This window comes from Desertivirga arenae (assembly GCF_017355785.1).
Taxonomy (GTDB): Bacteria; Bacteroidota; Bacteroidia; order Sphingobacteriales; family Sphingobacteriaceae; genus Desertivirga; species Desertivirga arenae.
On the sequence record NZ_JAFEWE010000006.1, the window covers coordinates 310,069 to 336,888 of the forward strand.

Sequence of the window (26,820 nt, forward strand, 5' to 3'; positions counted from 1 at the left end):
ACTCAGTCCTCACTTATTAGTTTTGGCTGTTAAGAAGTGATTTACTTCCAGCCAGTACATGAAAGCATCAAACCAACGATTACTTGTTTTTCCGGGATTGCCTAATCCAAAACCATGACCTCCGTTTTGGTAGAGATGGAACTCTACAGGAATACCAGCTTTATACCAGGAGTCGATCACGCCAAACTGCCCGCGGAAAAGAAAATCATCTGTGGCAATTACGTTAAACATCGGAGGAGCATTCTTTGGTACTTCCACCGGTCCCATTCCTCCGTAGATTGGACCAATGAAAGCCAGTTTCATCGTCTTAGAGTTTAAGGTTGAATGCATCGTAAGGCCTGCTCCGGCCGAGAAACCAATCATTCCAATTCTGGCTGTATCCACGCCCCACTCTTTAGCACGTTTAACAATCATTGCGTATGCAGCCTCGGCATCCTCAAGCTGGTTAGAAAGATCAGGTTGCGCAGGTCTTGCCGGAGCGCCGCCAGGAGAAGCACTGGAAGTAGCAGGTGCAGGACTGGGACCACTCATAAACTTTTTAAAATCATCAAGTGATACCGGAGTGGGATGCAACCTGTATTTAAGCACAAAAGCTGTGATCCCTTTTTCAGCAAGTGCCTTTGCAACTTCCCAACCTTCATTATCCAGGGAAAGCCATCTAAATCCGCCACCAGGTGCAACGATAACCGCTGTACCATTTGCCTTTCCAGCCTCTGGTAAAAATGGAGTTAAGGTTGCCTTGGTAATATTCCTGGCCATGGGATCGCCCCATTGGCGGAACCAGGTTTCTTTGGCCGGCTGGTTTTCAACACCGCCGGTATTTAATGGAATAGCATTAGGCTCTGCAGGTGCATCGAGAGCATAGATAGTTCCGTCCTGTGCTATCGAGGATAAAGAAAGTGCCATCAGAACGGCCAGAGCCGAGCTTTTAGCAATAATTTTTGATTTTAGAGTCATAGGGTTAATAGTATATTGATTAGTATTCTACGCTATTGTCATTTTCAATCTATGCAGCCATCAGCATGAGCCATGTTTACTTTACCATATTTTTAAAGGCTGATCCAAATATCAGATAGCTTGTATTCCCTGCAATCGTACCCTCATTCTGTCCCCAGAAAAATGGCCAATCATCGTAATTTTCAAAATGATCGGGCTTTCTGAATAATACTCCCGGAGCAACATTCCCAGGTATAGCTGAAAAGTCGGCCCTGTTATTTCCATAAAAAACAGCTTTAGGACGAGTGGCACCCACAGTTGCCACAAACGAATAATTGTGATATGGATGACAACCAAATAGCCAGTTGGTAACCTTATAAGCGTGACTGGCATCTATCAGGTCGGGAAAGTACTGATTAGCAAAACAAAGGGTAGTACCAAAATTGGTTACTCCTCCATTACCTGCCCAATTTCCAAGACCAATAGGTACTCCATAAGGGTTATCCTTTTCAAGTCCCTTGATGTAATCCTTGTATTTTACCACATACGGACGAAGCTTTTCTTTGTAAGAAGCGTCCATATGGGGTATAGCATTTAAAGCGGTAAGCAATACAAAGTTGAGATTACGATCCATTGCCGGCCATAATAGCTGCTGGAACTTATCCAGGTATTGTTTCTCACCCGTAGCAATAAACAGCTGAAGGTTCGTCGAAATGTCTCCTACCCTGCCTCCTCCCCTGCCCGAGGTGTCTTGCTTAGCATTGGCTAGCAATTCTGTTGCCTCCTTCAGCAGCCTTTTCGACTGCTGCAAAGCTCTGACTGAAAGATCGTCATTATACCCTTTCAAAGCGCGGCTTGCTGCTGCAAACATCGTTGCTGCGCTAAGGTCCAGGTTTGGATTGCGACTTGTGAAAGCCCATAGATCATCCTTCACACCACTGGATCTTCCGTCAGCCGCTACTTCATACGGGCCTAACTTTGCATTATAAGGCAACCCGTCTGTCAAGGAAGCTGCATCGCCCAAGTGATGGTAATTATCCAAAACAGAGTTAGAAAGCGTCTGGGACATGTGACCGAGGATCTCTGCCTGCGCAACAAGGTTCAAAGTTCCATGCTCAATAAATTGCAGGATGTCTGGCATGCCATCGGGGCGGTGCAGATCTACATACCGCTGTTTCTGGCTCACGAATGTCTGGTCCCGTAAAGGCTTAAAGTACTCCCAGGTGTGGACGAAGTTTTGTACCACACTTATATTTGAACCGGTCTCGATATCGAAGTCGCCGGCGTCGAAAAAACCGCCAACGTTCAAGCCGGGAATGAGTTCCAGTGGTTTGTACTTAGTATCAGTCGTGGGTCCTTGACTATGAAGGTCGAAGTGATCTGTATTAGGCGGGGCCTGTAAATATCCTTCCTTGAAAGGCTCGCCATGCCAAACACGATAGGCCTCATTCACAAACATATGGTTCATGTGGATAGGAATCCAGATGTCGCTGGTGGCATCAGTGATCTTGTCGTAAACATTACTTTCTATAAGGAAATTGTTCGTTTTGAGATTACCGTATTTTATATAATAGATGCCCGGTGACTTGACAGAAGAGAAATCAAACTTTACATAGTTGTATTTAAAATAGTTTCCCCAGGGCTGAACTTTCCCTGTAAAAACCGCAGAGGCATTACCGTCGGTGCCTACTTTATACAAGGAAGCTGTTGCAAGTGCCTTGTCTTTCTTATCCAGTTCGATAACGGAGATCTTTGGCTGGGATGGCACGTATCCTACTTGGGAAAAACCGATGTTAGGTTCTCTCAACCAGCCCTTGATAGCATTAGGCTCAACGGTCCAGGTTAATACCTTGCCTGTTTTCCCGGCAGGAAGCAGACTACGAACAACGAACCAACCGTTTTGTGCCAGCACCCGACCATCGAAAAGCATCAGGTCCGCGTCCTTTGAAGTGATCTTTATCAAGCGTGATGGTTCATCAGGAGCAAGAAGAAAAGTGCGTCCTTTTTCCAATGGAACCGGATCGATAAATCTACCCGTACCGCGATCATCAGAGGTTTTATAGCCTTTATACTGCTTGGCTTTTTCAGCGTTAGGCCGGGTAACAGTATTACCTACGACATATTTTGGGAACCTGTTATAGCGTCCATCCATCAAATAGGCTTTACTCCAGTACTGGGAGGGCAAAAACTCCAGGTTAAAACCAGCACTGCCTTCCAATTCCTTTGGCACCGGTTTATCAAGGTAAACTGAGATTTCCACGGCCTGACCTTTTGCAGTTACAACCACCCGCGAATCGAACTTATATTCATCGTATCTTAAGGTTGCTTCGATAGACTTAGATTCCCGCTTCACCTTACGATCCGAAATAACGGGAACCAGGTCCCATTGCTCCGGAGTGCTGGAAAGCCTTACTGCTCCACCCTGTGCCGTCCTTACACCATGATGGACCAGTTCTATACCGGCATTCTTCTCGTCATTGAAGCCACCCGTAAAGAGGTTATTATACACAAGAACATTTACACCCTGCCTTTCAAAATACTCCAGATTATTAAGCTTCAAGTCCTGCCCTGAAGCATAATTAAAAAAAGAGACAGCTAAAACTGCCACCAATAAAAATTTTAATTGCTGCATGTTTGATTAAAATAATGCACGGTAAAATCTGTCGATACAACGACGTGAAGAGCATCCTTTCGTGTGGTATCAAAAGTATAAGAAGAAGAGATAGGTTAACATGATTCTTTCCCTTATAAAATTCGAAGATTTACCGGTTAATATTACTTAGGCTTCAAAAGTAGAGCGGCATGGTTACAAAAGATGCAACTTTTGATCAAGGAGATAGCACTTATGTATAAATGGCAGGGAGGATAGCGTAGACCCGGATTTATAGAGGTTGGCGCTTAACTCGCCAACCTGACTAATTCCTTTCGTCGCATCATTTTTTGTACGAGAATGTTCAACTTTGACTTATAGTCCTGGATCAGCCACTCCTTGTAATTCGGTGTAGCCCGCCCCAAGCATTTAGTATACTGTTTAACCCTCCAGATTATCTCTTTATCCAATTCTTTAGTAAGCTCAATTGCTTCAGAAATCGTATCGGCATTATCAACGCACATCATTACATGCTGACGAAGTGAATTACGCATCACTGTCTTCGGTTTCTTTTTGTCTTCGATAGCTAAGCGATAAGCTTCCTGAACATCAAATGTAATTTCAAGACTGTTAGGGAACTTTGAACGCATTCCGGCAGGCATTGCATGAACGTTATTCTCCAATTGAGTATTCAACATGGATTGATAGGCTTCCGGATTATTGAAGATATCCTGCCAGTCGACAGGCTTGTGCCAGTCGCCGAACCTCTCTGCATTGTTCCCAAGATCTATAATTGCAAAAGTTTTTTTCTTTGGCAAACGCCGTGAACCACGGCCGATCATCTGGTGGTAGAGCGTCAGCGACGTAGTTGCGCGGTTCAGGATAACTGCCTGAATGGTGGGTTCATCAAATCCAGTGGTTAGAATCGATACTGAACTTAAAATAGCACCTTTTGTCCTTTTAAACCATTCCAATATTTCTGCTCTTTCGGCTGCAGAAGTTTGATTATCCAGGTGTTTTGCTGGATATCCTGCATCTGTGAATAACTGGCAAACGTTCTTTGACGTGAATATTCCATTATTAAAGATCAGCGTTTTTTTGCCTTTAGCATGCGATTCATAAGCTTGCTTTAATAAATCAAGCATTGCCGGTGAGGAGTATAACTCGTCAGAAGTGCTGACTGTAAAATCACCTGAACCGGTTTGAAGACTACTGATCTCTACATCATATCGCCAGATAAGGGGTTTAGCAAGGAAACCACTGGAAATCAACTCCTCAATACTTTCGCCAATGATCAGCTCCTGATAATAGCTATTCAAGGGCATAGCCGCATCAGAACTTAGCGGAGTAGCCGTAACGCCGATAATAGCTGCATCACCGAATTTCTCAAGGAGCTTATGAAAAGAATGGTGGTGAGCCTCATCAATAATAACCAAACCAATTCCTGTAACATCGATATCGCCTGATTCAATACGATTATTTAGAGTTTCCACCATCGCTACATAGCAATCGTAACGGTCGTTGGATTTAACACGTTTCACAGAGCTATTGATCACCCGGTTTTTAATCCCTAGTTTCTTCAACGTTTGAGAAGTTTGATTGCAAAGCTCTACGCGGTGTGTAAGTACAATAACTTTCTGCTCACGCATCGCCAGGAAACGCCTTGAAATTTCTGAAAAGATCATCGTTTTGCCTCCACCTGTAGGCAGCTGAAAAAGCAGGCGCTGCTCACCTCCCGTTTGAAGTTTTTCGAAGATCTGAGTTAATGCGTTATATTGGTAAGGGTAAAGTGTTGGATTTTGATTAGAAACATTTGCCATGCACTGGAATAAGCAAATGTCCGGCCGAAATCGCTTTAAAGTTCAAATCATCAATAACAAAGGGTGTAGCAGGTATAATGAATTTAATCAGAGCTATTGGGAGAGTCTGCCTGCGGCTAGAATGACTCTTTTTTTAGACTAAAACTCGTAAAGGTTTAAACGTTTGTGCCACTTCCATTAACTCGTCGTTGGTAATTTCGGAGGGTTGGTTAAATTGCCTGAAGAGCATAGTAGTTGGAAAAACCAAACTGCCATTCCCTGTCCAGACATAAGTATTTTCGGGTCCAAAAAAATGATTCTTATAGTTTCCAATTTGATCATTTTGCAGGGAGAGTCGCATCAATAATTCAACAATAACGTATAATGGTATGTCTTTTTCAGTCATGAGGTAGTTATTTTCATTTTAAAAATCAGCAGGTTGTTGCTATAAACAAACCTGCTGAACTTATACAAATTAACACTTATACTGTCTGTATTTCTTCATTTAGCCTTTCAGTAGCCTCAGGGATTGTTTCCTGCACTACCCTTCTCGATCTGGTAGCCCTTGGAGTAACAACAGCCGGCGCAGAAGCCTTAGGTGCAGGAGCTTTGGCTACCGGTGCTTTACGCGAGGTATTTGCCTTTTTCACTACTGGGGTTACCGGACTACCTACCGCCGTAGTTGAGGGTGCGGGAGATGGTGCTTCAACTTTTTCAGGTGCAGTTTCTGCTTTTACTTTTTTAATTGTTGTCGCCTTTACTTTTGCCGATAACTTCTCTGATAATTGCTTACTTGCTTTTGCCAGAATTTTCTTTGACCTTTTAGTTCCTATCTCAAATTTAGATGCAATACTTTTTAAAGACTGAGAAATCTCAAGGGAGAGCTCCTTTTTTAGTTCTTTATGAATCTTTTTCTGTGCTTTTTTACTTTTCTTTCCCATATATTTTTCACTTAACATCAAATTAACAAAAAATAGCACTTAAGTTAATATTATCTTTATGTTAAGAATAGAAATTGCATTAACAGAAATTAAAAAAAGACATATTTAACATTAGTATTTGAAACAATCCTTCACTAGCCAGTTTATTCCTGTAAATAAAGGAATTAAAAAATGGATAATATAAATCTCTACATCGTAATACCTTTCATTATCCTGGTAGTAGTATTAATCGCATATCTTATAAGACGCAATTTTAAAGACAAGAAAAAAGTGACTGAAAACTTTATCCAATCAGATCTGAAACAGGATAAACACCAAAACCATTGAAAGGGATACTAAGCTAATAATAAATCTTCTTTCGCCATTTGGATACAACTTTCCGCTTTAAGGACACTTCTGCCGATCATCAAACCAGGAGATTTGCTGTATAAAAAAATGGATTTATGAAAACAGTAAAATTAGGAAGTCAAGGTTTAGTAGTTCCGGAAGTAGGCCTCGGCTGCATGGGCATGTCTTCAATGAATGGATGGGATATCTATGGAAAAGCTAACGAGGAAGAGTCTATCGCTACCATACATCGCTCGCTCGAATTAGGTGGTAACTTTTTAGATACTGCGGATATGTATGGCCCTGGCTTAAATGAAAGACTTATTGCGAAGGCTATTAAAGGACAGCGGGATAAATATATTATAGCCACTAAGTTTGGTTACGAAGTGGATGACAATGAGCAATTAACCTGGAACTATAATGGATCAGTGGCTTATGTAAAAAAAGCGGCTGAACGTTCCCTCAAAAACCTGGATACAGATTACATCGATTTGTACTACCTCCATCGCCTTGATCCAAATACCCCCATAGAAGAAACGGTCGGAGCAATGGCAGAACTGGTAAAAGAGGGGAAGGTGAGGTATATAGGACTTTCTGAGGTCTCAACCTCAACCATACGAAAAGCACATGCCGTGCATCCTCTTACTGCTGTTCAAAGCGAATATTCTCTATTTGAGCGATCTGTTGAGGAATCAAGAATTGCCAGTACTTTGGAAGAGTTAGGAATTAGCCTCATTGCTTATTCTCCGCTGGGCCGCGGCTTTCTCACCGGTAACCTTAAAAACCCTGACGACTTCGCAGCGGATGACTTTCGTAGGAACATTCCACGCTTTCAGGGAGAACAATTCTATAAGAACCTTGATCTGGTTGAAGTAATCAATGAAATGGCGACCGAGAAAAGCGTTACCTCCTCCCAACTCGCTATTGCCTGGGTATTGAATAAAGGACACGTGCCCATCCCTGGTACGAAAAGGCTGAAGTATGTAGAGCAAAACCTTGCAGCCGCTGATATTGTACTTACAGCTTCAGATATGGATCGCCTGGAAGCTATTATTCCCCTGGGCACGCCTACCGGCGACCGTTATGATGCTGCTTCCATGGCAGGTATTGATCAATAAATATTCATTCCTTAGGATAAGCTTCGTCTTATCCTATAATACATTTATTAACTTAGCGAAGATGAGTCACGAAACACCCTTCCCCATCAACTCTATCACCGAGCATCGACGTGTCTTGTCTCTGCCTGGCGCCGAACATCCTTTAATTGATGTATTTCGAATGGAGGACGTGAAACATAACCCGGATAAACGCTTTCATTTATTGTTATTGAATGTGTATTGCATTTCACTTAAGAAAAATGTTCAAGGAAAAGTCAAGTATGGCCAGGGGTTTTATGATTATGACGAAGGCTTTATGTCTTTTTTTGCTCCAGGGCAGATAGTAGCCTCAGTTCCGGAAGATCACAAGCTGGAGGGTTGGTGCGTGGCATTTCATCCGGATCTGCTGACAGGATACCCATTAGCAAGAAAGATCGGGACCTATAATTTCTTTTCCTACGCTATCAATGAAGCACTTTTCTTGTCAGAAAAGGAAGAAACGCTGATAAATAATATAGTGCAGAACATTGAGCAGGAGCTTCACTCATCCATCGATGTCCTTACCCATGATGTAATGATCTCACACCTGGAACTATTACTTCATTATTGCCAGCGTTTTTATCTGCGACAATTTAACACGCGGAAAACAGCTCACCATCAGCTGGTGGCTGAGGTCCAAAACTTATTGAGCTCCTACTTTAATAATGATGACCTTCTCGCAACCAAGGGGCTGCCCACCGTTACCTACCTCGCAGAGCAACTGAATAAGTCGCCTAAATACCTGAGCGACCTGCTTCGTAGTATTTCAGGGCGAAGTGCGCAACAGTATATACAAGACCATACCCTGGAAAAAGCCAAGGTATTATTGAGCAGCAGCAATCTGACAGTAGCAGAGATCGCTTATCGGTTGGGCTTTGATTTCCCGCAATCCTTTAATAAGCTATTCCGGCGGAAAACTAATTATACACCACTGCAGTACCGGCAATCAGTTAATTGAGGATTTCCATAAGTCAGATTTTGCTCCACTTCGTGATTATCCTTTTTATCGTAACTTAACACCACATCGTAACTTAATTAAACGACTGCCTAAATTCTAATGGAGATTGCGCTGTTTTCGTTTTAAACAATTTGCTGAAAGATTGCGGATGCTCAAACCCGAGTTCGTAAGCAATTTCACTCACAGAAAGATCAGTGGTAGAAAGTTTTTCCTTTGCCTTCTCAATCAGCTTATCATGAATATGCTGTTGGGTACTTTGGCCGGTTAATGTTTTAAGTAAACCACTTAAATAACCAGGAGACATATTTAAAGCTTCAGCAATTGCCTGAACCCTGGGAATGCCGTTTGTTGCAAGTGATTCATCCTCGAAGGAAGCGTTAAGGAGAGTTTCGAATTTCTCCAGGGCTTTATGACTGGTGATCTTCCTGGTAAAAAACTGACGTTGATAAAACCTCTGGGCGTAGCTGAACAACAATTCGAGCTGGGCGATGATAATATCCTGACTAAAAGTATCAATCCTGGAATGGCATTCGCCTGAGATATTTTCCAGTATTCCGGCAATGGTCAGCTCTTCTTTATCCGAAAGGAAAAGAGCCTCGTTCACTGCATAGCCGAAAAATTCATACTGCTTAATTTTAAGGGTAAGAGGCGTGTTCCAAAGGAAGTCGGGGTGTACCATCAGTATCTTACCCGAATGCTTAAAAACACCTTCATTATCCACTTCGATGCTGAAAACCTGCCTGGGGGCAAGGAAGGTAAGTATACCTTCCTCGAAATCATATTCTTGCTGGCCATATTTCATCCTCCCATTGAAATTCCTTTTTAAGGCAATGCAATAAAAGTCCAGCATTAAATTAAGGGGCTCGCTGTCTTGTAGACGTTTGATATCGCCTACGTCAATTACACTTATCAAAGGATGCTCCGGTTGCGAGAGTTTCCTGAACTTATGAAATTGACTGATCGTTTTAAATCTGAGTAGCTCCATTTTTAGAGAATGAATTTAGCTATTTTGCAGGAAATTGCGTAGCGAATTCTGTAGCAAAATCAAGCATTTTAACATTTCCCAATTTAGCAGGACGGTTTCTGTAATAATCTTCTGCAAGTAAGCCTGTACGTAATCCCTGATACATTTCAACCAATCCCGCTGCCACTTCTTGATTCATTCCTATCTGTTCCAGGCCGGCAAGCGTTTCCTCATCAGAAATGACAAGCCATTTCAGTTCCGGTTTTCCAATTCGCTCCCCAAGTATTCGCGCGGTTTCATTGCCACTTAGCTCCTCGCTGCAAACGTATCGTACATTTCTTTTGGTGCTCAGATCCACAAGCTCCTCCCCTACTGCATCAGCAATATCAACAGGTGCAACCCAGGGAATTACTCCCTCACCACCATAGTTAGCAGCAATAACACCTGCATTTTTAATCATTTCTACATACCCATATAAGTTGTAGTAGAAGGATGTTGGACGTATGTGGGTAATGCTTACCTCCCTGGATAACTGATTCAAAGTTTGTTCAACGTTGTATGCTCCCACTAAAATCCCATTGCCTTCCTTCAAGTGGGCCCCAATACTGCTTAAGTTGACTACTCGTTTTACACCAGACTTTTGGATTGCGTCAGTATAATTATCTCCAAGCCTTTGATAATAGTCTATAAGGTTAAGCGAAGGATCAAAGTAATTATTAGGAGGAACCATCGTGTAAACAGCATCTGAACCTGCAAAGCTTGCAGCCAGAAAACCTTTATCTTCTAATGAACCGATAGCTGCATTTGCACCTAACTCTTCGATTTCCTTTTTCCGGTCAGAATTACTGCTGATAACCGTAACAACATGACCTTTTTCTATTAAACCTTTAGCAAGCGGTCTACTAATGTGCCCTATAGAGCCTGTGATTGTAATATTCATAACTATATATCTTATACCACAAAGATCTTAAGAGGGCCTTGGCGAAACGTAGCCAGATCTCCTCTTCTTGTAGTCTTTTCTCAGATATCAATTGGTTCTCACGAATTTGTTATTATCTCAATATTTTTTTTACTTAGTATCAAATAAGCCGATCCTTATGAAAAACACTCTTCTACTTCTGGCGGTACTGATTCTTGCTTCCTGTAAAGGAAATTCAACAAATGCCCAGAAAGAAAGTAACGAAGCTACTTCTGGCTCTGTTAAAATAATACCAGATTCGTCGCAATCCAGAATGCCAGTTAAAGCCGATTCTTCTATGGATACCATGCCGACTCTAAAAGATACTTCATCTCGAAATTAGTAGATCTGTCTTCGCAAATTTCTATCTCCTCTTTCAACATCGAAAACCTTGACTCTAAAGAAACTTCATTACATCTCAGGACTTATACTTACACTTTTTGTTGGCATCCATCTGGTTAATCACCTTTACAGTATTCATGGAATTGAAGACCATCTGGCTGTTATGGAATCATTAAGGCTTTATTATAAAAATTTCATAGTCGAGACCCTTATTCTATTAGCTGTTGCCGTGCAGATTCCTTCAGGGATTAAACTCGTTGCTAACCTTCGCAAAGGCTCTGAATCAGGAGTCGAGAAATTGCAGTTGTGGACTGGCCTCTACCTCGCCTTCTTCTTTGTTATTCATGTCGGTTCAGTATTAGTAGGGCGATTTATTTTAAAGCTTGACACGAACTTTTACTACGGTACTGCTGGATTAAATACCTTCCCCTTTAATCTGTTCTTTATCCCCTATTATGGCATAGCAAACTTATCTTTCTTTGGTCACGTTGCTGCTATTCACCAGCAAAAGATGAAGCGCTCCTTTTTTAGCTTAACGCCCCAAAAGCAGGGGAAATTCATTCTTGCCTTTGGATTTATAATCACTATCCTAATGTTTTATGGATTAACGAACCATTTTCAAGGAATTAGCCTACCTGAAAATTACAAAGTTCTTGTTGGAAAGTAAACAGAAGCTGGATGGAAAAGATTGGAACTAATTGATGGATTCAAAAGCTGATAACATTTAATTAAAGCACTTGTTATAGAGCAGAAAGACCCTCTATGACTGAAAACAATACGACAGAACGTAAAGCTACTGCGAGTGATCATCTGGCCAATGAGCGAACTTTTCTAGCCTGGATCCGCACAAGTATAGCCATCATGGGATTTGGATTTGTAGTGGTTAAATTCTCTCTTTTTATAAAACAAATTTCTTTTGCCTTTGATGAACACATTCCCGGCCAAGGGAAAGGATATTCCGCCATTATTGGGATTATACTTGTTGCTACCGGTGCTTTAATGACCCTTCTGGCTTTTTTAAGGTATCGAAGTATTGAGCGGAAGCTTTTGGCTAATGTCTACTATCCTTCATTCAAGTTGTCTTTGGTACTAACCATTGCACTCCTACTGGTAAGTATTTTACTGGTGGTATACCTTATTCCGAATATATAAATTCAGTTCTTAATGGCTCAGTGGTGAATCCTCATACTAACCTCCATTCTCCAACAATGACCACCCAAGTGCTTAACGCTATAATTTATCTCGCTAACACCAATGCATCTGAACATTTCTAAAAAGAAGTAATGGATAAAATTCAAACTAGAGGTACTTTGAAAGTAAAGGATACTAATATTCTTGTCGTTTTAATAATTCCTTTTTGTCTTTTCCCTATTGTTTTCTTTGGAGTGTCGTACGTTTTTAGCCTCGATTTTATCCTCACCTTTATTATTGTCTTTGTAGGCTACTCCATATTTTTCATATGGTTTGTTAAAACACTTAGGAAAGTGGAGGACGATTATGCGATTGAGGCCGACCAAGAAGGCCTTTATTTGGAAAAATTTGGAAAGTTTAAATGGGACGAGATTTCGTCCATCGAAAGTTTTAGAAAAAGGCTACTCCATAAGCGGTATGAAGAAAGGTGCTTAAGAATAATGTTTTATAACAGAAGTTCAATTACTATAAATGCTCATTCCTTCGATATGTCAGTAGAAGAAATAGCAGAACGACTCAGCATAATAGGAAATGTTAAACTGATTAGAAACTAGCATTTGAAAACAGCTAAATCACAAATCCCTACGCTACCTCTTCTTCTTTGAAGACTTCGCTCTTTCATTAAAATCCAGGCATAAATTTACCCAGTACTCAAAGTCTTGTTTAAGGCGAAAGCCAGAAGGATCCACGTAACAATACCCCTTCAACTCCTTACCTTTCATCATCATACTGCGAAAGCCAGACCTTTCCGCTACTTCTTCCATCAGCTTTGGATCGAACCTGCACATCAATTCGTCTCCGCTAACATTAATACACATCTTATCATTTACCATAAAAGCAAGTCCGCTAAACATCTCTTTTTCTTCAATTCTTAAATGAGGTATTTCTAAGAGGTAGGTGCGAACTCTGTCTGCAAGTTCTGTATCGTAAGCCATAGGTTAAATATTAGAAATAGACTTAGCTTTTCAAATCCCCATTGCAAGCAAAGTTTAGGGAGGGAAAGGATTTATCCATTAAAGCGCTTAGTTTATGACCGTTGCGAAAAGTACGAAATGTTATTTTAATAAACTTAGCCGGGAAAGTTCAGTTAATAAAACGAACACCAAAAGTTCGCATCACCTATGAATGAAAAAAACAAAATGAGTCGCCGGGAAGTTCTCGGGGGCCTCGGTGCCGGGCTGGCAGTAGCAGCTGTATCACCAGCATTCGGATCATCAGGATCCACCATTTTTAGTCCCTCTATGGCTCCTGACTTAACTGATCCAACCACCAAATATCCAAAACCACCTTTCAACCCTGAATTTCAGCCCTGGCCGGGACTAGCAAGTAAAATGAATCCCCGTCCTGATCACGGTGAAAAAAGCTACAAAGGCTCGGGTAGGTTAGCGGGACGTAAAGCGCTGATAACTGGTGGAGACTCGGGAATGGGACGTGCTGCTGCAATTGCCTATGCTCGTGAAGGAGCGGATGTGGCTATAAATTATCTTCCGGCAGAAGAGCCGGATGCGAAAGAAGTGATTGCCCTGATTAAAGCCGAAGGCCGAAAAGCAGTGGCAATTCCTGGCGACCTTCGCGATGAAGCCTTTTGCAAAAGACTAGTAACAGAAGCTGTGAACGGATTGGGGGGATTGGATATCCTTGTTAGCAATGCAGCAAGGCAACAAACTCACGAATCAATTATGGATATTAGTTCGGAACAGTTTGACTGGACAATAAAAACCAATATCTATGCGCCATTCTGGATCATTAAAGCAGCAATGCCACATTTAAAACCTGGTTCGTCTATTATTGCCACTACTTCTGTTGTTGCAGAAAATCCCCCCGGCGAACTTTACGACTATGCCCAAACCAAGGCAGCTACAACTAACTTCGTCCGCTCTTTGGCCAAACAACTCGGGAAAAAGGGCATCCGGGTGAACGGTGTTGCTCCGGGTCCCATCTGGACACCCTTACAAATTAGCGGAGGAGCTACCGCTGAAAAACTAAAAACTTTTGGGGGAGATACCCCACTGGGAAGACCAGGTCAGCCTGCAGAGCTTGCTTCCATTTATGTTCAGCTTGCAGCTAATGATGCCAGCTATGCAACAGGTCAGATCTATGGAGCTGCCGGAGGTGGTGGACAACCATAGATAGGAGATCTATCAACAGCTAACTGCATAAAAAAACATGCAAGCCTGATACATACGTATCAGGCTTGTATGCATCCAGGCCGCAAAAACTCACGCCTCAAAATTTGCAAAACGCATACGAACGAGAGTACATTTCGGAAGTAAATCTAAGTTTAGCCTAAACGACACAACCTCCGGGAAATGTCTTTTAGTGCTGATGCATCGCATCTATTTTTAAATAAACTATAAGTTATATAGAGTATCTAACATATCTTTGCAGCGGGAGAAAGATCCTCTTTACAACATGTCAAAAAAAATCACCCTTTTCTTATTTGCTGCAATGCTAGTTGCAGGTAATGGAGCAATGGCCCAAAAGAAGGCAGGAGTTGCTAAAGGCAAAAAGCCCCTAAACGTATTATTTATCATGTCTGATGACCTGCGGGCCGAATTAGCAATTTATGGAAGTCAACAGGCAAAGACCCCTAATCTTGATAAATTAGCCTCAGAGGGAGTGCGATTTGAACGTGCTTACTGTCAGTACCCCTTGTGCGGACCGTCTCGTGCTTCACTACTTACGGGACGAAGACCGACAACAAGTAATTTATACGGAAACAGGGAATGGTTTGGCGCAACTTTTCCAGACTGGATCAGTTTGCCTAAGTATTTTCGCCAGAACAACTACGTCACTTACCGCAGTGGCAAAATCTTTCATGGTGGAATTGATGATACCGAGGCCTGGGTAACAGGTGGCGAGAAGCGGCAATGGAGCAATCCTATAGATAGTTCTGCTCCTTCTGCTGTTTCTGCTGATGAATATTGGGCAAAGTTTAGTGAAAGCATACCTAAAACCTCTGCGGGAGCCGAAAAAAGGCACACTTATTCAGATCGCTGGCAAGCAGTTGAAGGAGACTCCGTAAATACACTGGGAGATACAAAAGTGGCTGATCGTGCCATCGGCTATATTAAGGAAAGTAAAAAGAGCGGTAAGCCTTTCTTCATAGCATGTGGCTTCTCAAAACCTCATTCTCCCTTAGTAGCACCAAAACAATTTTTTGATCTTTACCCTGTGGATAAGATCACACTTCCTCCTGATTTTTCAGCGCTTCCTTCTGTTCCAATAGGGTTTCCGGCAGGTGCTATCCGCACCAGGAATGCCGATCTGTTTGTCGACCGTTCTGCCTCTCCTGAAGAAGCGAGAGCGATGATCAGGGCATATCTGGCATGTGTGAGTTACGTAGACTGGAATGTTGGTCGCTTGTTAGCCGAACTCGACAAGCAAGGCCTACGAGAAAACACCGTTATAGTATTTGTAGCGGATCACGGCTACCAGTTGGGAGAAAAAGGTAAATGGTCTAAAGCTGGCTCGCTTTGGGAGCAAGGAGCCCGCGTACCCTTTTTCATTCAATACCCCGGAGCAAAAGGTAACGGAAAATCCTCGCCCCGGGTGGTCGAAATGCTCGACATCTACCCTACCCTGGCAGATCTTTGCGGCTTACCTCAACAGAAGGAACTTGAAGGTAAGAGCTTGAAACCTCTTCTGGAGAATCCCGGACAAGAATGGGATCGCCCCGCCTACACACTATGGAATGAGCATGGCAAAGGGATTACCGGGGTGGTTGTGCGAACAGAAAAGTGGCGTTACGCGGAGTATTTTGGTATAGGCGAAGGTGCATTTTTAACAGATCCCATTAATGATCCACACGAACTGGTAAACCTGGTTCGTAATCCAAAATATAAAGATGTAGTAGCACAGTTACATAAATTAGCATCAGATTATGTAGCGGGAAAGACAGAGTTGCCAGCAACCACAAAGGAATCCTTACGCTAATAGAGTACCACCAATAATACGAAGAGGGGATTAGTTGATAGCTGACTAATTCCCTATTTGTATCAGAACTTCCTAGATAGCTAATCCGGTTATTTCTTTAAAGGTTAAATTTGCTAACCAGGCTACTTTTGAATCTCCTTGCGTTTGGCCTACTACCATAATTCTTTCTATTAAGCAATGAGATCGAAAACTTAAGAGCATAGCAGATTTGAAAATACTTGATACATTTGAGCAATCAATGCCTCAAAGGTGTTAAGCAGGGTCTTTAACCGCAACGTTTTGCTCACTCAGCCTATGCATCTCAGGTACACACCAAATTTGTGGTGTTTCAAACATCAATAATACTAGATATAGATGAACTATCAGGAATACCAGCAATTATTTGACAAGGTATTGGAGAGCCGGAACCCTCCATACAATGACGAAATGTACTTCAACTATACGAAACTGAACCGGTCGCGAATGAAGCGCTGGGACAAACAGCTGCAGATAAAAGAAGAATTGTTGGATAGTATCAAAGCCATTGAAAAACCTCAACACTGGATTATTATTACAGAACCCTGGTGCGGAGATGCCGCTCATATTATTCCTTTTTTAATATCGCTGGCAGAACAAAGTCCTTTAATAACTTACGATCTACAGCTACGTGATGCAGAGCCTTATCTGATCAATTCCTACCTCACCAACGGGACTAAGAGTATACCAAAGCTAATTGTCAGGGATGAGAACGGAACAGATATCTTCAATTGGGGACCACGGCCTGCAAAGGCCCAGGAGCTTTTTGATCAACTTAAGGCCAACAAGGCCGATTTTGAAGAAATGAAGATTGCACTTCAACATTGGTATAATGAAGATAAAGGGCAGTCGCTGATGAATGAATTAAAAGAGTTTTATTCATAGACTCAAAAAAGGGAGCCTAATAAAAGAAGAAATCCCTGGCGCTCTGTTAGCAGCAGGGATTTTCAAAACTTACCACCTATGAATGAATGTTCAAATATGATTGTAAAAGCTCTTGCAAAAAATGATCTTTATCAACCCTCACATTGACTAGTCCCTATTTGATAGCATACTTGTAGAAGCAGCACTCCCTCGATCTGGGAAGAATAGACCTTAATAAAGGAGGAAGTTATACCTCTAAAATAAATAACCTAACTGAAACCTTTAATCTTAGGCCCCGAATCCAGGAGGACGGCCAGGATGATTTGTAGGGCTGCAAGAAGCAGATGAGCAATTTCGAACAACTGCAAATGTTGACGCAATTATAGATAATCTGGTTAACTTATTCATTTACCTACGAACATTAAGCCGGACTGTACCTATTTTTTTTTCTCCCCACCACCTGTTATTAGGGCCGAAAATTGGTTTAAATAATTGTTCTTAATATAATTCCTTCTCCAAAGGAATATACTTATTATGAACCGAGCCATCTGCGAACAATTCGAGAATAGCGTAACCCGGAGGAGTTTGCTGATAATAGTAAGGCCCTGCTGATTCTTTATCTCCCTTACCCCACCAAAATCCGCTTAACGAGCCGTTACAGAAGTAAGAAGTACCGTTATAGACTACGCTATCCGTCAGATGCTGATGCCCGCTCAGGCATACCTTAACTTTATCTTTATGTTTATAAAATAAATCCTTCAGCTCTTTGTAATCACCATGCTGCCCCCCACTCCAGGCACAGGTTGATGATAATATGGGGTAGTGTGACATAATCAGTACCGGTGTGTTCGCTGCCAGCTTCCCGAGGTCTTGCATTAGCCATTCCATTTGCTCCGCGTCTAACCGCGTTCCTTTATTATTGCCATCCAGTATGATAAAATGCCATCCTTTCTTAGCAAAACTGTACTACTTATTTGGCATTTTTAAACGTTTGGCTACGTAGCTCACACCATACATCTCGTCTTTATCAGATGGCGCTTTCCACCATGGGTCGTGATTACCAATACAGCTAAACACCTCGAGCTGAGTACTGCCAATAAATTTATCCCAAACGGCCCATTGTTCAAGAACCATTTCTTTGGTTACATCATCATAGGACGCATCAAATATGGAATCTCCTCCATTTAGGATGAAATTTATATTCTTATTCTTCAGGGCCTCGAAGAGATACCGTTTTGCTCTTTCTGGTATATCCTCTTTATCACGTATATGAACATCAGTTATATGTGCAACGGTAAGAGAAGGCTTCAATTTATCAGGGGAAGCAGCGGAAACAGAAGGTAAAGTAGCAGCTCCACTTAAAGCAATAGCGCTTTGAATAAAATTTCTTCTTTTCATAGGGATTTCCAGAATAATCTAATTCGATTTTTTATCGGTGTACAGACCATAAAGGGCTATTAATGCCCAGGCAAAATTGATAAAGGCAGAAGGGAAAGAATGATCATACCAGGCACTGGCGGCGACAAAAAAACCTCCTAAAATATTAGCTAAATGAAATGAAATAGAGGTCGACTTCCACTTCTTGGTGATTAGAAGGAAGTATGAGACCAGGAATAAAAAGGCACCCAGCCACCCTAAGGTATCAAATAACAGTTGGAGAGTGACTGGCTGCATTCTATTTATCTTTTTTGATTATCCAGCGGTTAACTGTATTGTATTTTCCCTCCAAAGCAATCTTATAGAAGTTGGAGGATACCTCTCTACTCAGGTCTATGTCAAACTTTCCATCCTTTACCGGAACCTCTCCTATCAATTTGTACTTGTCGTGAACGCCGGTTTGTTTGTAATTATTAGAAGTGCTAAGAAGCACTTTTACCTTTCCTTCATTGTTCACAGGTGTCCAGGACAACTTAATTTTATCATCTGTCTTAACAGCCATTGGCTTAACTACTGATACTTTCCCAATAAGCGGCACGCCATCTAATTCTTTTTGTTGCTCTGCAGCTAATTTGATGTCCAGAAAGCGCGCGATGGTTGGAAGGATATCGACAACACTTATCTCTTTTGCTTCAGTGGCATACCTATTAACAGGCTTAGCATTAGTAACAATCCATGAAGCCCGTTCCCTGTCAGACTGTCCACCGTGATTACGACCAGTTTTAGCATCCCGCCCGTGGTCCGTTGTTACCACTATAAGCCAGTCCTCCTTATATTTCTCCTTACGTTGCTTGATTGCTTCCCATAGCTGACCTATTCGCGCGTCAGCCAGTTTTACCGCTTCCCGGTATTGTTCACTATCTCCATACATATGCCCCATATCATCCGTAAATTCAAGATATACCCATGAAAGATCAGGTGCGTCCTGACTAATAACTCGGGCCGCCTCATCAGTAACAGCCTGGTCAATGTCAGACATGAACTTCCTAGCCTTATCATGAGGATATTTGACGGTATCTAACTCAAGACCATCAAAATGAAAGTCCATTTTAATGTTAGCAGTCTGAGGGAGTCCTTCACCAATAAGTTTAGTCCGATTATCCTGCCAACTTGAAAAAACAGCAGTTTTACGGTTGGGATACTGGTCTTTAAAAAGACGAAAAATGGTAGGATAGTTATAATTTATAGCCTTTATCGCATTATCGGGCACGTTGTGCTTATGATACCACACTCCTGTGAGTACATTGGTATATCCTGGAGCAGATATCGTTGGTGTTTGGTTAAATTCGTTACGTTCTCCACCCTGGTAAGCGTTAAGTAATGCTCCTTCTTTAGCAATAGCATGTAAGCTGGGTGTTGGTACACTATCAAGCACATCTCTCGATACGCCATCAATAATTACAAACAACGCTTTTTTCTTTTGTGCCGAGGCAATGCTGGCTGCCCCGATAAAGGCAGCCATAATTAGTAGTCTTTTCATATACATGATTCGCCAAGCCGGTACTACCAGCCAAATATCTGTTTAAGATTAGGGTTTAACAATACCTGGTGTTGTGGAACGGGTCTATAATAATACTTAGGTTCCTGAAAAACGCCATTATCTGCGGTAGTTTGTATCGTACCGGAATTACCGTTCTTTAAAAACACTCCCGCATCTTGTCCAATCGAGCCCGTCCGGTAATAGATCAGATCCTTTCCAAGTGAATTTTTCTCTTTCACTGCAGGTATAGATGCATTGTTATTCAGAAGTACAATATCCGGAATACCGTCCCCTGTCAAATCGTGCTGACCAATGCCGGAGAAGTAAATTCCTTCCTGCTCTTTCTCCAGTAATTTACCTGCATTCCAGCGCATTAGATCGTCAAACCTGTAACCCTCGAGCGCCAATTCCACCCGGCGTTCCCGCCTGATCTCTAGCAAAACTGCCTTTTGTGGTGAATTAATGTTGGGGTATTTAGCATCTTGAAGCGCATCTAGAACCGGGGCAAGTGACAGGTGAGGCATTCCTACCCTGTCCCGAAGTTGGTTGATACTCATATTCAAATCAGCCTGAGTAAGCTCTCCAAGCTCTGCTTTTGCTTCGGCATAAATCAGTAGGATTTCAGCATATCGAAGTACAGGCACATCAAGGTTTTGCTGCACTACGCTGCTTTGATTATTTACAAATCCTTTAATCTGATGGTAACCTGTAAAATTCTTTGCCAGTTGCTGTACATATAAGCCGCCGCCCTGGGAGTAAGTACTTGTATTAGAAAGAACAAAACCTGGGTAAGCATAGGTCTGGCTTAATCTAGGATCCCGGTTCTCAAACTCTTTTACGAAAGAAAATGTTGCGTATCCAGCCTGACTGGTGTAAGGAGTTCCATTTGTCATTAAATAATCCTGCAGCAGGTCTTTTGCGGGTGATACCTCATAGTTACCGAAAACCGTCGAACTCCAGCCACTGTTCCTTAAACCGTTTTCATTATAAGTTGCTAAAATTACCTCACTGTTGCCGTTCAGGTTCTCCCGGTTAAATAAGTTCAAGTAATCCTGTCCCGGATTGCCGGTGGTGTATAATTTAAATTTTCCATTATCAATAATATCTTTTGAAACATCGCGGGCCATTTGTAGAAATCGAGGAGCAGTACCGGAAAGATTTAATTCTGCATGATAACGGCGGTAAGTTCCTTCATAAAGTGCAAAACGAGCCAGATAAGCCTTAACCACCCAACGGTTAACAGCTCCTGCTTCAGACACAACGTTTACGTGTTCTGCTGCATAAGTAAGATCTTCAATAATTTTATCCACTACCAAAGCCCTGGGATCACGAGCCTTCATTAACAGATCTGCATCATTTGTACTGACTACATTTTCATACCAGGGGACATCCGAGTAACGTTTAACTTTCTCTATATAAAATTGTGCTCTGAAAAACCGGGCCACACCTTCGTAGTGATTCAATATTTCGGCACTTAAAGGCGCCTTCTTAAAGTTTGCCAGGAAGTAATTAGCGCTTCGTAACTGTTCCCAGTTCCAGCCTGTTGTAATACTGGAAGCACTTGGAGTACCTGCCATCATCGTTTTAATCTCCACAGCCCCTGTAGTAGCAGCATTATCAGTTGCCCTGTCTGCATTATAGATACCCCATCCGGGAAAGTTATATAAGTTATTAATGTATAGCTTGAGGTCTTGTTCGCTATTGAAGAAGTTTTCAGTTCCTATAGCTGTTTGCGGCTGTCTTTCTAAAAAATCTTTCTTGCAGCTACCAAGGCTAATTGCAATAAAGGCGATACTTGCCAGATATAGTGTAATATTTTTCATAATTAGCTTATTAAAAATTAAGGTTTAAGCCTACTGAATATCTTCTCTGCCATGGATAAGCATAGCCGTTCCCGCTCCTAACGGTATTTGCTGAAGGGTTTATGCTTGAGTTAATGTTTATAGCTTCGGGATCAAAGTGTTTCTTTACTGCAGACCACTCGTGGATATTCTCAGCGCTGGCATAAATACGCACATTAGATACACGCCATTTATTTGTTAGGGTAGCAGGCAGAGTATACCCAACTGTAAGGTTTTTAAAGCGTAAGTAAGCGCCGTTAAGCATATATCCCGTTTGTGGAATTGCCAAACCTTTAGCGTTTCCAGGTGTAGTACCAAGGTTTACATCCGCAAGCCAGGCCTGCAGTATGGGATACCTTGCATCCAGATTCTGATTGGCAAGGCCTGCATTTATGAATGCCTGAGAATGCCTTGCCATATCCGCAGCGCTATCATTATTAGGTCGGTAAAAATCAAGCAAATGAGGATACCCACCGGCATAAGGCTGTTGGTAAAAGCCCCAGTAGAGATAATCCAGTGGATAGTAATCACGCTTTGCCACCCCCTGGAAGAAAGCACGGATATCGAAACCCTTCCAACTTGTATTTAAATCCAAACCGAATCTGAAGCGTGGGGTAGAATTACCGATGATCGACATATCTTTCGGATCTATCGCTGTTACGCCCGTTTCGATCTTGCCATTTCCATCCTGGTCTTTATATTTAGGCCATCCCGGTACAATAGATAATGCTCCCCAGGGGATAATAGAGGATTGGTCGAGAGCATCAATCTCTGCCTGGGTTTTAAACAGGCCGTCGCTTTCTAGTCCCCAGATTTCTCCAAGCTCCATTCCATTGCGGTATTGTAGCAAACTCTGCCCAGGGTTGTCAAATTTCGTAATAACCGAACGGCTATCCGATAATACGAACCGGGCGCCAAACGAAAAGGGGCTCCTACCCGCTTTCACACTATTTTGATATCCCATAGAAAGTTCCCAGCCGCGGTTCCGAAGGTCGGCTGCATTTTCCCGGGGTTCACTAGCACCCAATACGTCAGGTAAATCACGTCCAAGAGTTAGCATCCCCTTGGTATTCCGCTCGTAAATGTCAAAGCTTAAGTTTAACTTGTTGTTAAGAAGCCCGATATCTGTTCCAACATTCCGGGTAGTTACTTTTTCCCAGGTGTAATCAGGACTTACAAGGCCAGGGCTCGATACTGCCAATGGAAGGTTACCTCCAATAAGATAACCCGAAGTGTAGGGATTTAAAGTGGAGATGTAACCATAGTTTGAAACTTCCTGGTTACCTAAAGATCCATAAGATGCTCTCAACTTAAAATTACTAAGTACTGGATTAGCCCATTTCAGGAAAGATTCCTGATCCAATCTCCATGCAACAGAAGCAGAAGGAAAGAATCCAAAACGCTTGTCGGAAGGGAACCTTGAGCTACCATCGTACCGGCCGTTAAATTCAACAATATACTTGTCTTTGTAAATATAGTTGGCACGGTAGAAAAAACCTTGTATTGCCCAATCCCTGATTGCTTCGGTTGCTGTCAGATCCCCGGTAGCCAAACCGATGGTGGGATAAGAGGCAGAAATAAGACCGAAGCGTTTAGTATCCGTCTCTTCCTCCCGAAAATATTCCTGATTAAAACCTCCGAGTAGTGTAACATCATGAAGTCCAAGCTTTTTATTAAAAGTAGCATAAGCGTTCAGCACGCTATAATTACTAAATCCAGCCCACTTTCTTGCATAACTCGTACCTTCCTCCCGGATGTCATTAGGCCCATACCCAATTTTATAAGGAGTGCTGTATTCGCGATAATTATCTGCCCCACGACGATAAGTAAAATCAACATTAACCTTCAAAATGTTTTTAATGAGCGATAGTTCCGAGTTAAACTGAGATTGCAAGCTGAAATACTTATCACTACTATTTCCTCCCTCCGTTAACATCGCTCCGGTACGTCCCACACTGGTATTAGCCCAGGTTCCGTCAGGGTTTTTATCATAAGCGGTTGGAAAGAGGTTATAGATGTCAGAGATAGAATAATTAGTTGGGTTATCCCGGCGGGTAGTTGTTAGATAAGTATTATTTCCTATACTTAGCCAAGGGGTAGTTTTGTAATCTACTTTACTACGAAGACTGTATCGATCGAAATAATCGTCAGCAATTTTAAGGATACCGTTCTGACGGTTATAGTTTCCGGATAAATAATAGGTCGCTTTTTCAGATCTACCACTTACAGAAAGCGCATGATCCTGTGAAATTGTATTGTCGCTTAGAAAATATTGAGTCCAGTCCTGGTTACCCATGTACTCCCAAAGACCCTTATCGCTCGGATTAATTCTTACGCCCGGGATAGATGGATCGTCAGAGCGCTGTTTCGCATACTGATAATATTGATCGCTGTAGTTGACATTATCCCAAGGTGTGTTATTGGTGGAGAGTTCCAGTAACCTTGAAAAGATATAGGGATCAGTTACCTTTTCAGGGATCACTGTAGGTTTATTAAGCGATGTATTAGCACTATAACTAACCCTGACCCCGTTCTGTGATCCGCTTTTAGTTTTAATAAGAATTACGCCGAATGCCGCCCTGGCACCATATACAGCCGCAGCAGAGGCATCCTTAATCACCGAAATCGTTTCAATATCCTGCGGTGCAAGCCGGTTTAGCTCTGTTGCATCAGAAGGTACTGCGTCAATCAATATCAGCGGGTTTCCTCCATTTATAGACGTTATTCCACGTATATTGATATTAGCGGCAGCTCCAGGTGCACCCGAGCCAAAGTCTATATTAAGGTTGGGTACCAATCCCTGTAGTCCCTGAGCCACATTTGCAATTGGTCTGCTGGATAAAGCTTTAGAACTGACCTGATCGACAGCTCCTGATAAATTCACTTTCTTTTGGGTACCATAACCTACCACAACAACTTCATGCAGTTCGGCCTGGTCCTTTTTAAGGATGATAGTCATTGTATTCCGGCCAGCGGTCGAAACTTCTTGTTTAATAAATCCCAAGTAGGAAACTTCAAGGACAGAGCCTCGATCTGTAACGCTTAGGATGAATTTTCCATTAATGTCTGTTTGGGCACCATTCGTTTTTCCCTTTTCTTTCACATGTACCCCAATGAGAATTTCGCCTTGATCGTCTTTCACGATGCCCGAGACTTTCTCCTGTGCGAAAGCAAGACTGGAGCATAGCAAGAGACATGCAATAAAAGTAATGTAGAGTGTTTTCATGTCAACCTTTTAGTTTCTGCAAAAGAAAAGCTGATATGTTAAGCCGGCATGAAATACTCATTAAATAAATTGACTATTCAGTCAATTTATTTTTTTTATCCTTTCTTCGCACCTAAAATCTATTTTTAACAAACTATATGGGCAGAAGAAGTTTAAAAGAAGACCAGCAAAAACGAATTATTGAAGCATTCTATGAAGTAGCAAAACGTGAAGGAATCGAAAATACCTCGTTCGGAAAGGTGGCCAAGGAGCTTAATATGCGCCAGAGTTTAATTATCCATTACTTTGCAACCAAAGAAGAAATGACCCTCGGGCTTATTGATCTTATTGTGATGAGATACGAGAACATTTATTTGTCTGAGTCAGAAGAAGGTAATGCCCTCGAAAAACTTGTCACCGTTATGCACAATATATTTTCAAGAAAATGGGATAGTTACATTGACGACAGCGTCTTTTATAACTGCTTCGCTCTTATATTTCGTAATGAGGTAATTAAGCATCGCTTTCGCGAACTCCATCTGCTACTACGGGGCTGGCTTCAAAACCTTATTCAGGTTTGCAATGATCAGGGTCTGATTAAATGTGAAGATGCATCAAGGGTGTCTGACCTGATTTTCGTGATATCGGATGGAGCGTACTATTATTTAAGCATGATCCAGGATAAGAAAGAGTACGACAAGCACCTGGAGAGATACCGGAAGGAAGCATTCAAGTTGTTGGGATTGGAAAGCCAATAAACCAACAATAATGTCGAAAAAAGCCTTGTTCCTAATGGTAATCACTGATTAAGATACGCGGAAGCCCCGTTATTACACCTCACTAAAACCGATACCCCAATCCAAAACGGCTTGAAAAAATGCTTGCATCGAACGAGAAATTGAACCTCTGCACTTGCAGGAAGTAAGATAAGAAAACCGAAGAACGAGTAGTTGAGGTTTCGTAGGTGGTTACATTATTGAACTTGTTCTCCATCTTGTTCTGGCGGAATGCCGGTCCCACATAAAGGCGAAAAGCATGCTGATTCATTAAAGATCGTTTCGTATGCCAGGCGATTTCAGTAGTCAGGCCAGCGGTAGTAACAACATTCCCTGCGTCGCTATAAAAATCCTTGGCGCTGCGCACTTCATCTCTGAAGCGGGAATATTCACCAAACTCCCGGCTGACTCCTAACTCAAACCCGATTATTCGAAAATCAGCTCTGCCCATACGCAGAAAATAATTCGCCGAGAGGCGACCTCCTCCTCCCGAAAAACTTTTCTTCTCAAAATAATAGGGTTCACCAACATCCAGAGCGCCATTTTTATAAGTACCTAAAAAGCCATAAGCACCGTAGACAATATTTACATTGTTGTAAACATGAGCACGGTTGTAATTCAACTGGCCAAAAATAATCTCATCGGCCATCATCTCACCCAGGGCGTTATTAATACTTCCAGAAAGATAATTTGCGGCTTTTACTGAATCCGAGGAAAGAGGTTTGGGCTGGTAAGAAACATTTGAATTAATAAGTGCTGGTGTATAGAATTTCGACGTACACGATGAAAATGCGAGTACTAAAACTGTGATGGAAAAGGTAAAATATTTCATGTTGTGATCTGTTAAGGAAATAAAAAAGCGCCCCATAGGGACATTCTCATCATGACTGCAAAACTGTTGTTTGAATTAAAAGACGAAGTTAAGCAATTGTTAATTTTCTGACACCCCCAACCCGTCGCATTTTCACTTCTCAATACGACACACAAAGGCTGTCTTTGACTCGTCCTGTATAAACTTAACATCGTTACGAACAAGTATTAATCACTAAATTTAAGTTACGATGTCAAAAGAAATCAAGGGTAAGAAGTTCGGTAGGCTTTATTTAGAGTCTTACAAGAAAACG

25 protein-coding genes are annotated in these 26,820 nt (G+C 42.0%); 10 read left to right on the forward strand and 15 right to left on the reverse strand.

Features of this window, described 5'->3' with window-relative positions; translation table 11 throughout:
• Positions 1-9: 9 nt before the first annotated feature.
• The 5 genes from J4N24_RS14660 to J4N24_RS14680 form a co-directional block, all read right to left on the reverse strand.
• The gene (locus J4N24_RS14660; protein ID WP_207534448.1) at positions 10-957 is read right to left on the reverse strand and encodes an alpha/beta hydrolase; all 948 of its coding nucleotides are present in this window, start codon (positions 955-957) and stop codon (positions 10-12) included.
• Between the two features lie 76 nt (positions 958-1,033).
• A complete protein-coding gene (locus tag J4N24_RS14665) occupies positions 1,034-3,568 on the reverse strand; it encodes a glycoside hydrolase family 9 protein (RefSeq protein WP_207534449.1) in 2,535 nt (844 codons plus the stop codon).
• A 266-nt stretch (positions 3,569-3,834) separates the two neighbouring features.
• Complete coding sequence (locus J4N24_RS14670; RefSeq protein ID WP_207534450.1) at positions 3,835-5,346, reverse strand: DEAD/DEAH box helicase; 1,512 nt, start codon at positions 5,344-5,346, stop codon at positions 3,835-3,837.
• Between the two features lie 133 nt (positions 5,347-5,479).
• Positions 5,480-5,731 (reverse strand): hypothetical protein, encoded by a 252-nt coding sequence (locus J4N24_RS14675; protein WP_207534451.1) that lies wholly within the window; start codon positions 5,729-5,731, stop codon positions 5,480-5,482.
• A 76-nt stretch (positions 5,732-5,807) separates the two neighbouring features.
• Positions 5,808-6,284 (reverse strand): hypothetical protein, encoded by a 477-nt coding sequence (locus tag J4N24_RS14680; protein ID WP_207534452.1) that lies wholly within the window; start codon positions 6,282-6,284, stop codon positions 5,808-5,810.
• Between the two features lie 425 nt (positions 6,285-6,709).
• On the opposite strand from J4N24_RS14680, the gene J4N24_RS14685 reads away from it, so the two are divergent.
• Both J4N24_RS14685 and J4N24_RS14690 read left to right on the forward strand, forming a co-directional pair.
• On the forward strand, positions 6,710-7,711 hold the full coding sequence (locus tag J4N24_RS14685) for an aldo/keto reductase (protein ID WP_207534453.1): 1,002 nt from the start codon (positions 6,710-6,712) through the stop codon (positions 7,709-7,711).
• Between the two features lie 61 nt (positions 7,712-7,772).
• The gene (locus tag J4N24_RS14690; RefSeq protein WP_207534454.1) at positions 7,773-8,687 is read left to right on the forward strand and encodes a helix-turn-helix domain-containing protein; all 915 of its coding nucleotides are present in this window, start codon (positions 7,773-7,775) and stop codon (positions 8,685-8,687) included.
• A gap of 73 nt (positions 8,688-8,760) precedes the next feature.
• On the opposite strand, the gene J4N24_RS14695 is transcribed toward J4N24_RS14690, so the two are convergent.
• Both J4N24_RS14695 and J4N24_RS14700 read right to left on the reverse strand, forming a co-directional pair.
• Positions 8,761-9,672, reverse strand: a complete 912-nt coding sequence (locus J4N24_RS14695) for a helix-turn-helix domain-containing protein (RefSeq protein ID WP_207534455.1) — start codon at positions 9,670-9,672, stop codon at positions 8,761-8,763.
• Positions 9,673-9,691: 19 nt separating this feature from the next.
• Positions 9,692-10,591 (reverse strand): NmrA family NAD(P)-binding protein, encoded by a 900-nt coding sequence (locus J4N24_RS14700; protein WP_207534456.1) that lies wholly within the window; start codon positions 10,589-10,591, stop codon positions 9,692-9,694.
• Positions 10,592-10,748: 157 nt separating this feature from the next.
• Between J4N24_RS14700 and J4N24_RS14705 the strand changes: the two genes are divergently transcribed.
• The 4 genes from J4N24_RS14705 (at position 10,749) to J4N24_RS14720 (ending at position 12,696) form a co-directional block, all read left to right on the forward strand.
• Entirely contained in the window at positions 10,749-10,952 is a 204-nt protein-coding gene (locus tag J4N24_RS14705; protein WP_207534457.1) for a hypothetical protein, read from the forward strand.
• A 48-nt stretch (positions 10,953-11,000) separates the two neighbouring features.
• Positions 11,001-11,618 (forward strand): hypothetical protein, encoded by a 618-nt coding sequence (locus J4N24_RS14710; protein WP_207534458.1) that lies wholly within the window; start codon positions 11,001-11,003, stop codon positions 11,616-11,618.
• Between the two features lie 95 nt (positions 11,619-11,713).
• Positions 11,714-12,103 (forward strand): YidH family protein, encoded by a 390-nt coding sequence (locus J4N24_RS14715; protein ID WP_207534459.1) that lies wholly within the window; start codon positions 11,714-11,716, stop codon positions 12,101-12,103.
• A 131-nt stretch (positions 12,104-12,234) separates the two neighbouring features.
• Entirely contained in the window at positions 12,235-12,696 is a 462-nt protein-coding gene (locus J4N24_RS14720; RefSeq protein ID WP_207534460.1) for a hypothetical protein, read from the forward strand.
• Between the two features lie 33 nt (positions 12,697-12,729).
• On the opposite strand, the gene J4N24_RS14725 is transcribed toward J4N24_RS14720, so the two are convergent.
• On the reverse strand, positions 12,730-13,077 hold the full coding sequence (locus J4N24_RS14725; protein WP_207534461.1) for a TfoX/Sxy family protein: 348 nt from the start codon (positions 13,075-13,077) through the stop codon (positions 12,730-12,732).
• 186 nt (positions 13,078-13,263) lie between these two features.
• On the opposite strand from J4N24_RS14725, the gene J4N24_RS14730 reads away from it, so the two are divergent.
• The 3 genes from J4N24_RS14730 to J4N24_RS14740 all read left to right on the forward strand — a co-directional run bounded on the left by J4N24_RS14730 (position 13,264) and on the right by J4N24_RS14740 (position 16,978).
• Positions 13,264-14,271, forward strand: a complete 1,008-nt coding sequence (locus tag J4N24_RS14730; RefSeq protein WP_207534462.1) for an SDR family oxidoreductase — start codon at positions 13,264-13,266, stop codon at positions 14,269-14,271.
• Between the two features lie 283 nt (positions 14,272-14,554).
• Positions 14,555-16,078: a sulfatase gene (locus tag J4N24_RS14735; protein WP_207534463.1), complete on the forward strand. Its 1,524-nt coding sequence runs from the start codon at positions 14,555-14,557 to the stop codon at positions 16,076-16,078.
• A 354-nt stretch (positions 16,079-16,432) separates the two neighbouring features.
• The gene (locus tag J4N24_RS14740) at positions 16,433-16,978 is read left to right on the forward strand and encodes a thioredoxin family protein (RefSeq protein WP_207534464.1); all 546 of its coding nucleotides are present in this window, start codon (positions 16,433-16,435) and stop codon (positions 16,976-16,978) included.
• Between the two features lie 477 nt (positions 16,979-17,455).
• Here J4N24_RS14740 and J4N24_RS14745 read toward each other — a convergent pair whose 3' ends face one another.
• From J4N24_RS14745 to J4N24_RS14770, 6 genes are all read right to left on the reverse strand, one after another.
• Positions 17,456-17,845, reverse strand: coding sequence for a metallophosphoesterase family protein (locus J4N24_RS14745; protein WP_207534480.1), 390 nt, complete (start codon positions 17,843-17,845; stop codon positions 17,456-17,458).
• Positions 17,846-17,923: 78 nt separating this feature from the next.
• Complete coding sequence (locus tag J4N24_RS14750) at positions 17,924-18,355, reverse strand: metallophosphoesterase family protein (RefSeq protein ID WP_207534465.1); 432 nt, start codon at positions 18,353-18,355, stop codon at positions 17,924-17,926.
• Between the two features lie 18 nt (positions 18,356-18,373).
• The gene (locus J4N24_RS14755) at positions 18,374-18,631 is read right to left on the reverse strand and encodes a CBU_0592 family membrane protein (protein ID WP_207534466.1); all 258 of its coding nucleotides are present in this window, start codon (positions 18,629-18,631) and stop codon (positions 18,374-18,376) included.
• A gap of 1 nt (position 18,632) precedes the next feature.
• A complete protein-coding gene (locus tag J4N24_RS14760; RefSeq protein WP_207534467.1) occupies positions 18,633-19,874 on the reverse strand; it encodes an alkaline phosphatase family protein in 1,242 nt (413 codons plus the stop codon).
• A gap of 23 nt (positions 19,875-19,897) precedes the next feature.
• A complete protein-coding gene (locus tag J4N24_RS14765; protein WP_207534468.1) occupies positions 19,898-21,697 on the reverse strand; it encodes a RagB/SusD family nutrient uptake outer membrane protein in 1,800 nt (599 codons plus the stop codon).
• Positions 21,698-21,707: 10 nt separating this feature from the next.
• Entirely contained in the window at positions 21,708-24,941 is a 3,234-nt protein-coding gene (locus J4N24_RS14770; RefSeq protein ID WP_207534469.1) for a SusC/RagA family TonB-linked outer membrane protein, read from the reverse strand.
• A gap of 137 nt (positions 24,942-25,078) precedes the next feature.
• On the opposite strand from J4N24_RS14770, the gene J4N24_RS14775 reads away from it, so the two are divergent.
• Positions 25,079-25,678 (forward strand): TetR family transcriptional regulator, encoded by a 600-nt coding sequence (locus tag J4N24_RS14775; RefSeq protein WP_207534470.1) that lies wholly within the window; start codon positions 25,079-25,081, stop codon positions 25,676-25,678.
• Positions 25,679-25,760: 82 nt separating this feature from the next.
• Here the strand turns inward: J4N24_RS14775 and J4N24_RS14780 are convergent, their stop codons facing one another.
• Positions 25,761-26,528 (reverse strand): hypothetical protein, encoded by a 768-nt coding sequence (locus J4N24_RS14780; RefSeq protein ID WP_207534471.1) that lies wholly within the window; start codon positions 26,526-26,528, stop codon positions 25,761-25,763.
• Positions 26,529-26,820 lie beyond the last annotated feature (292 nt).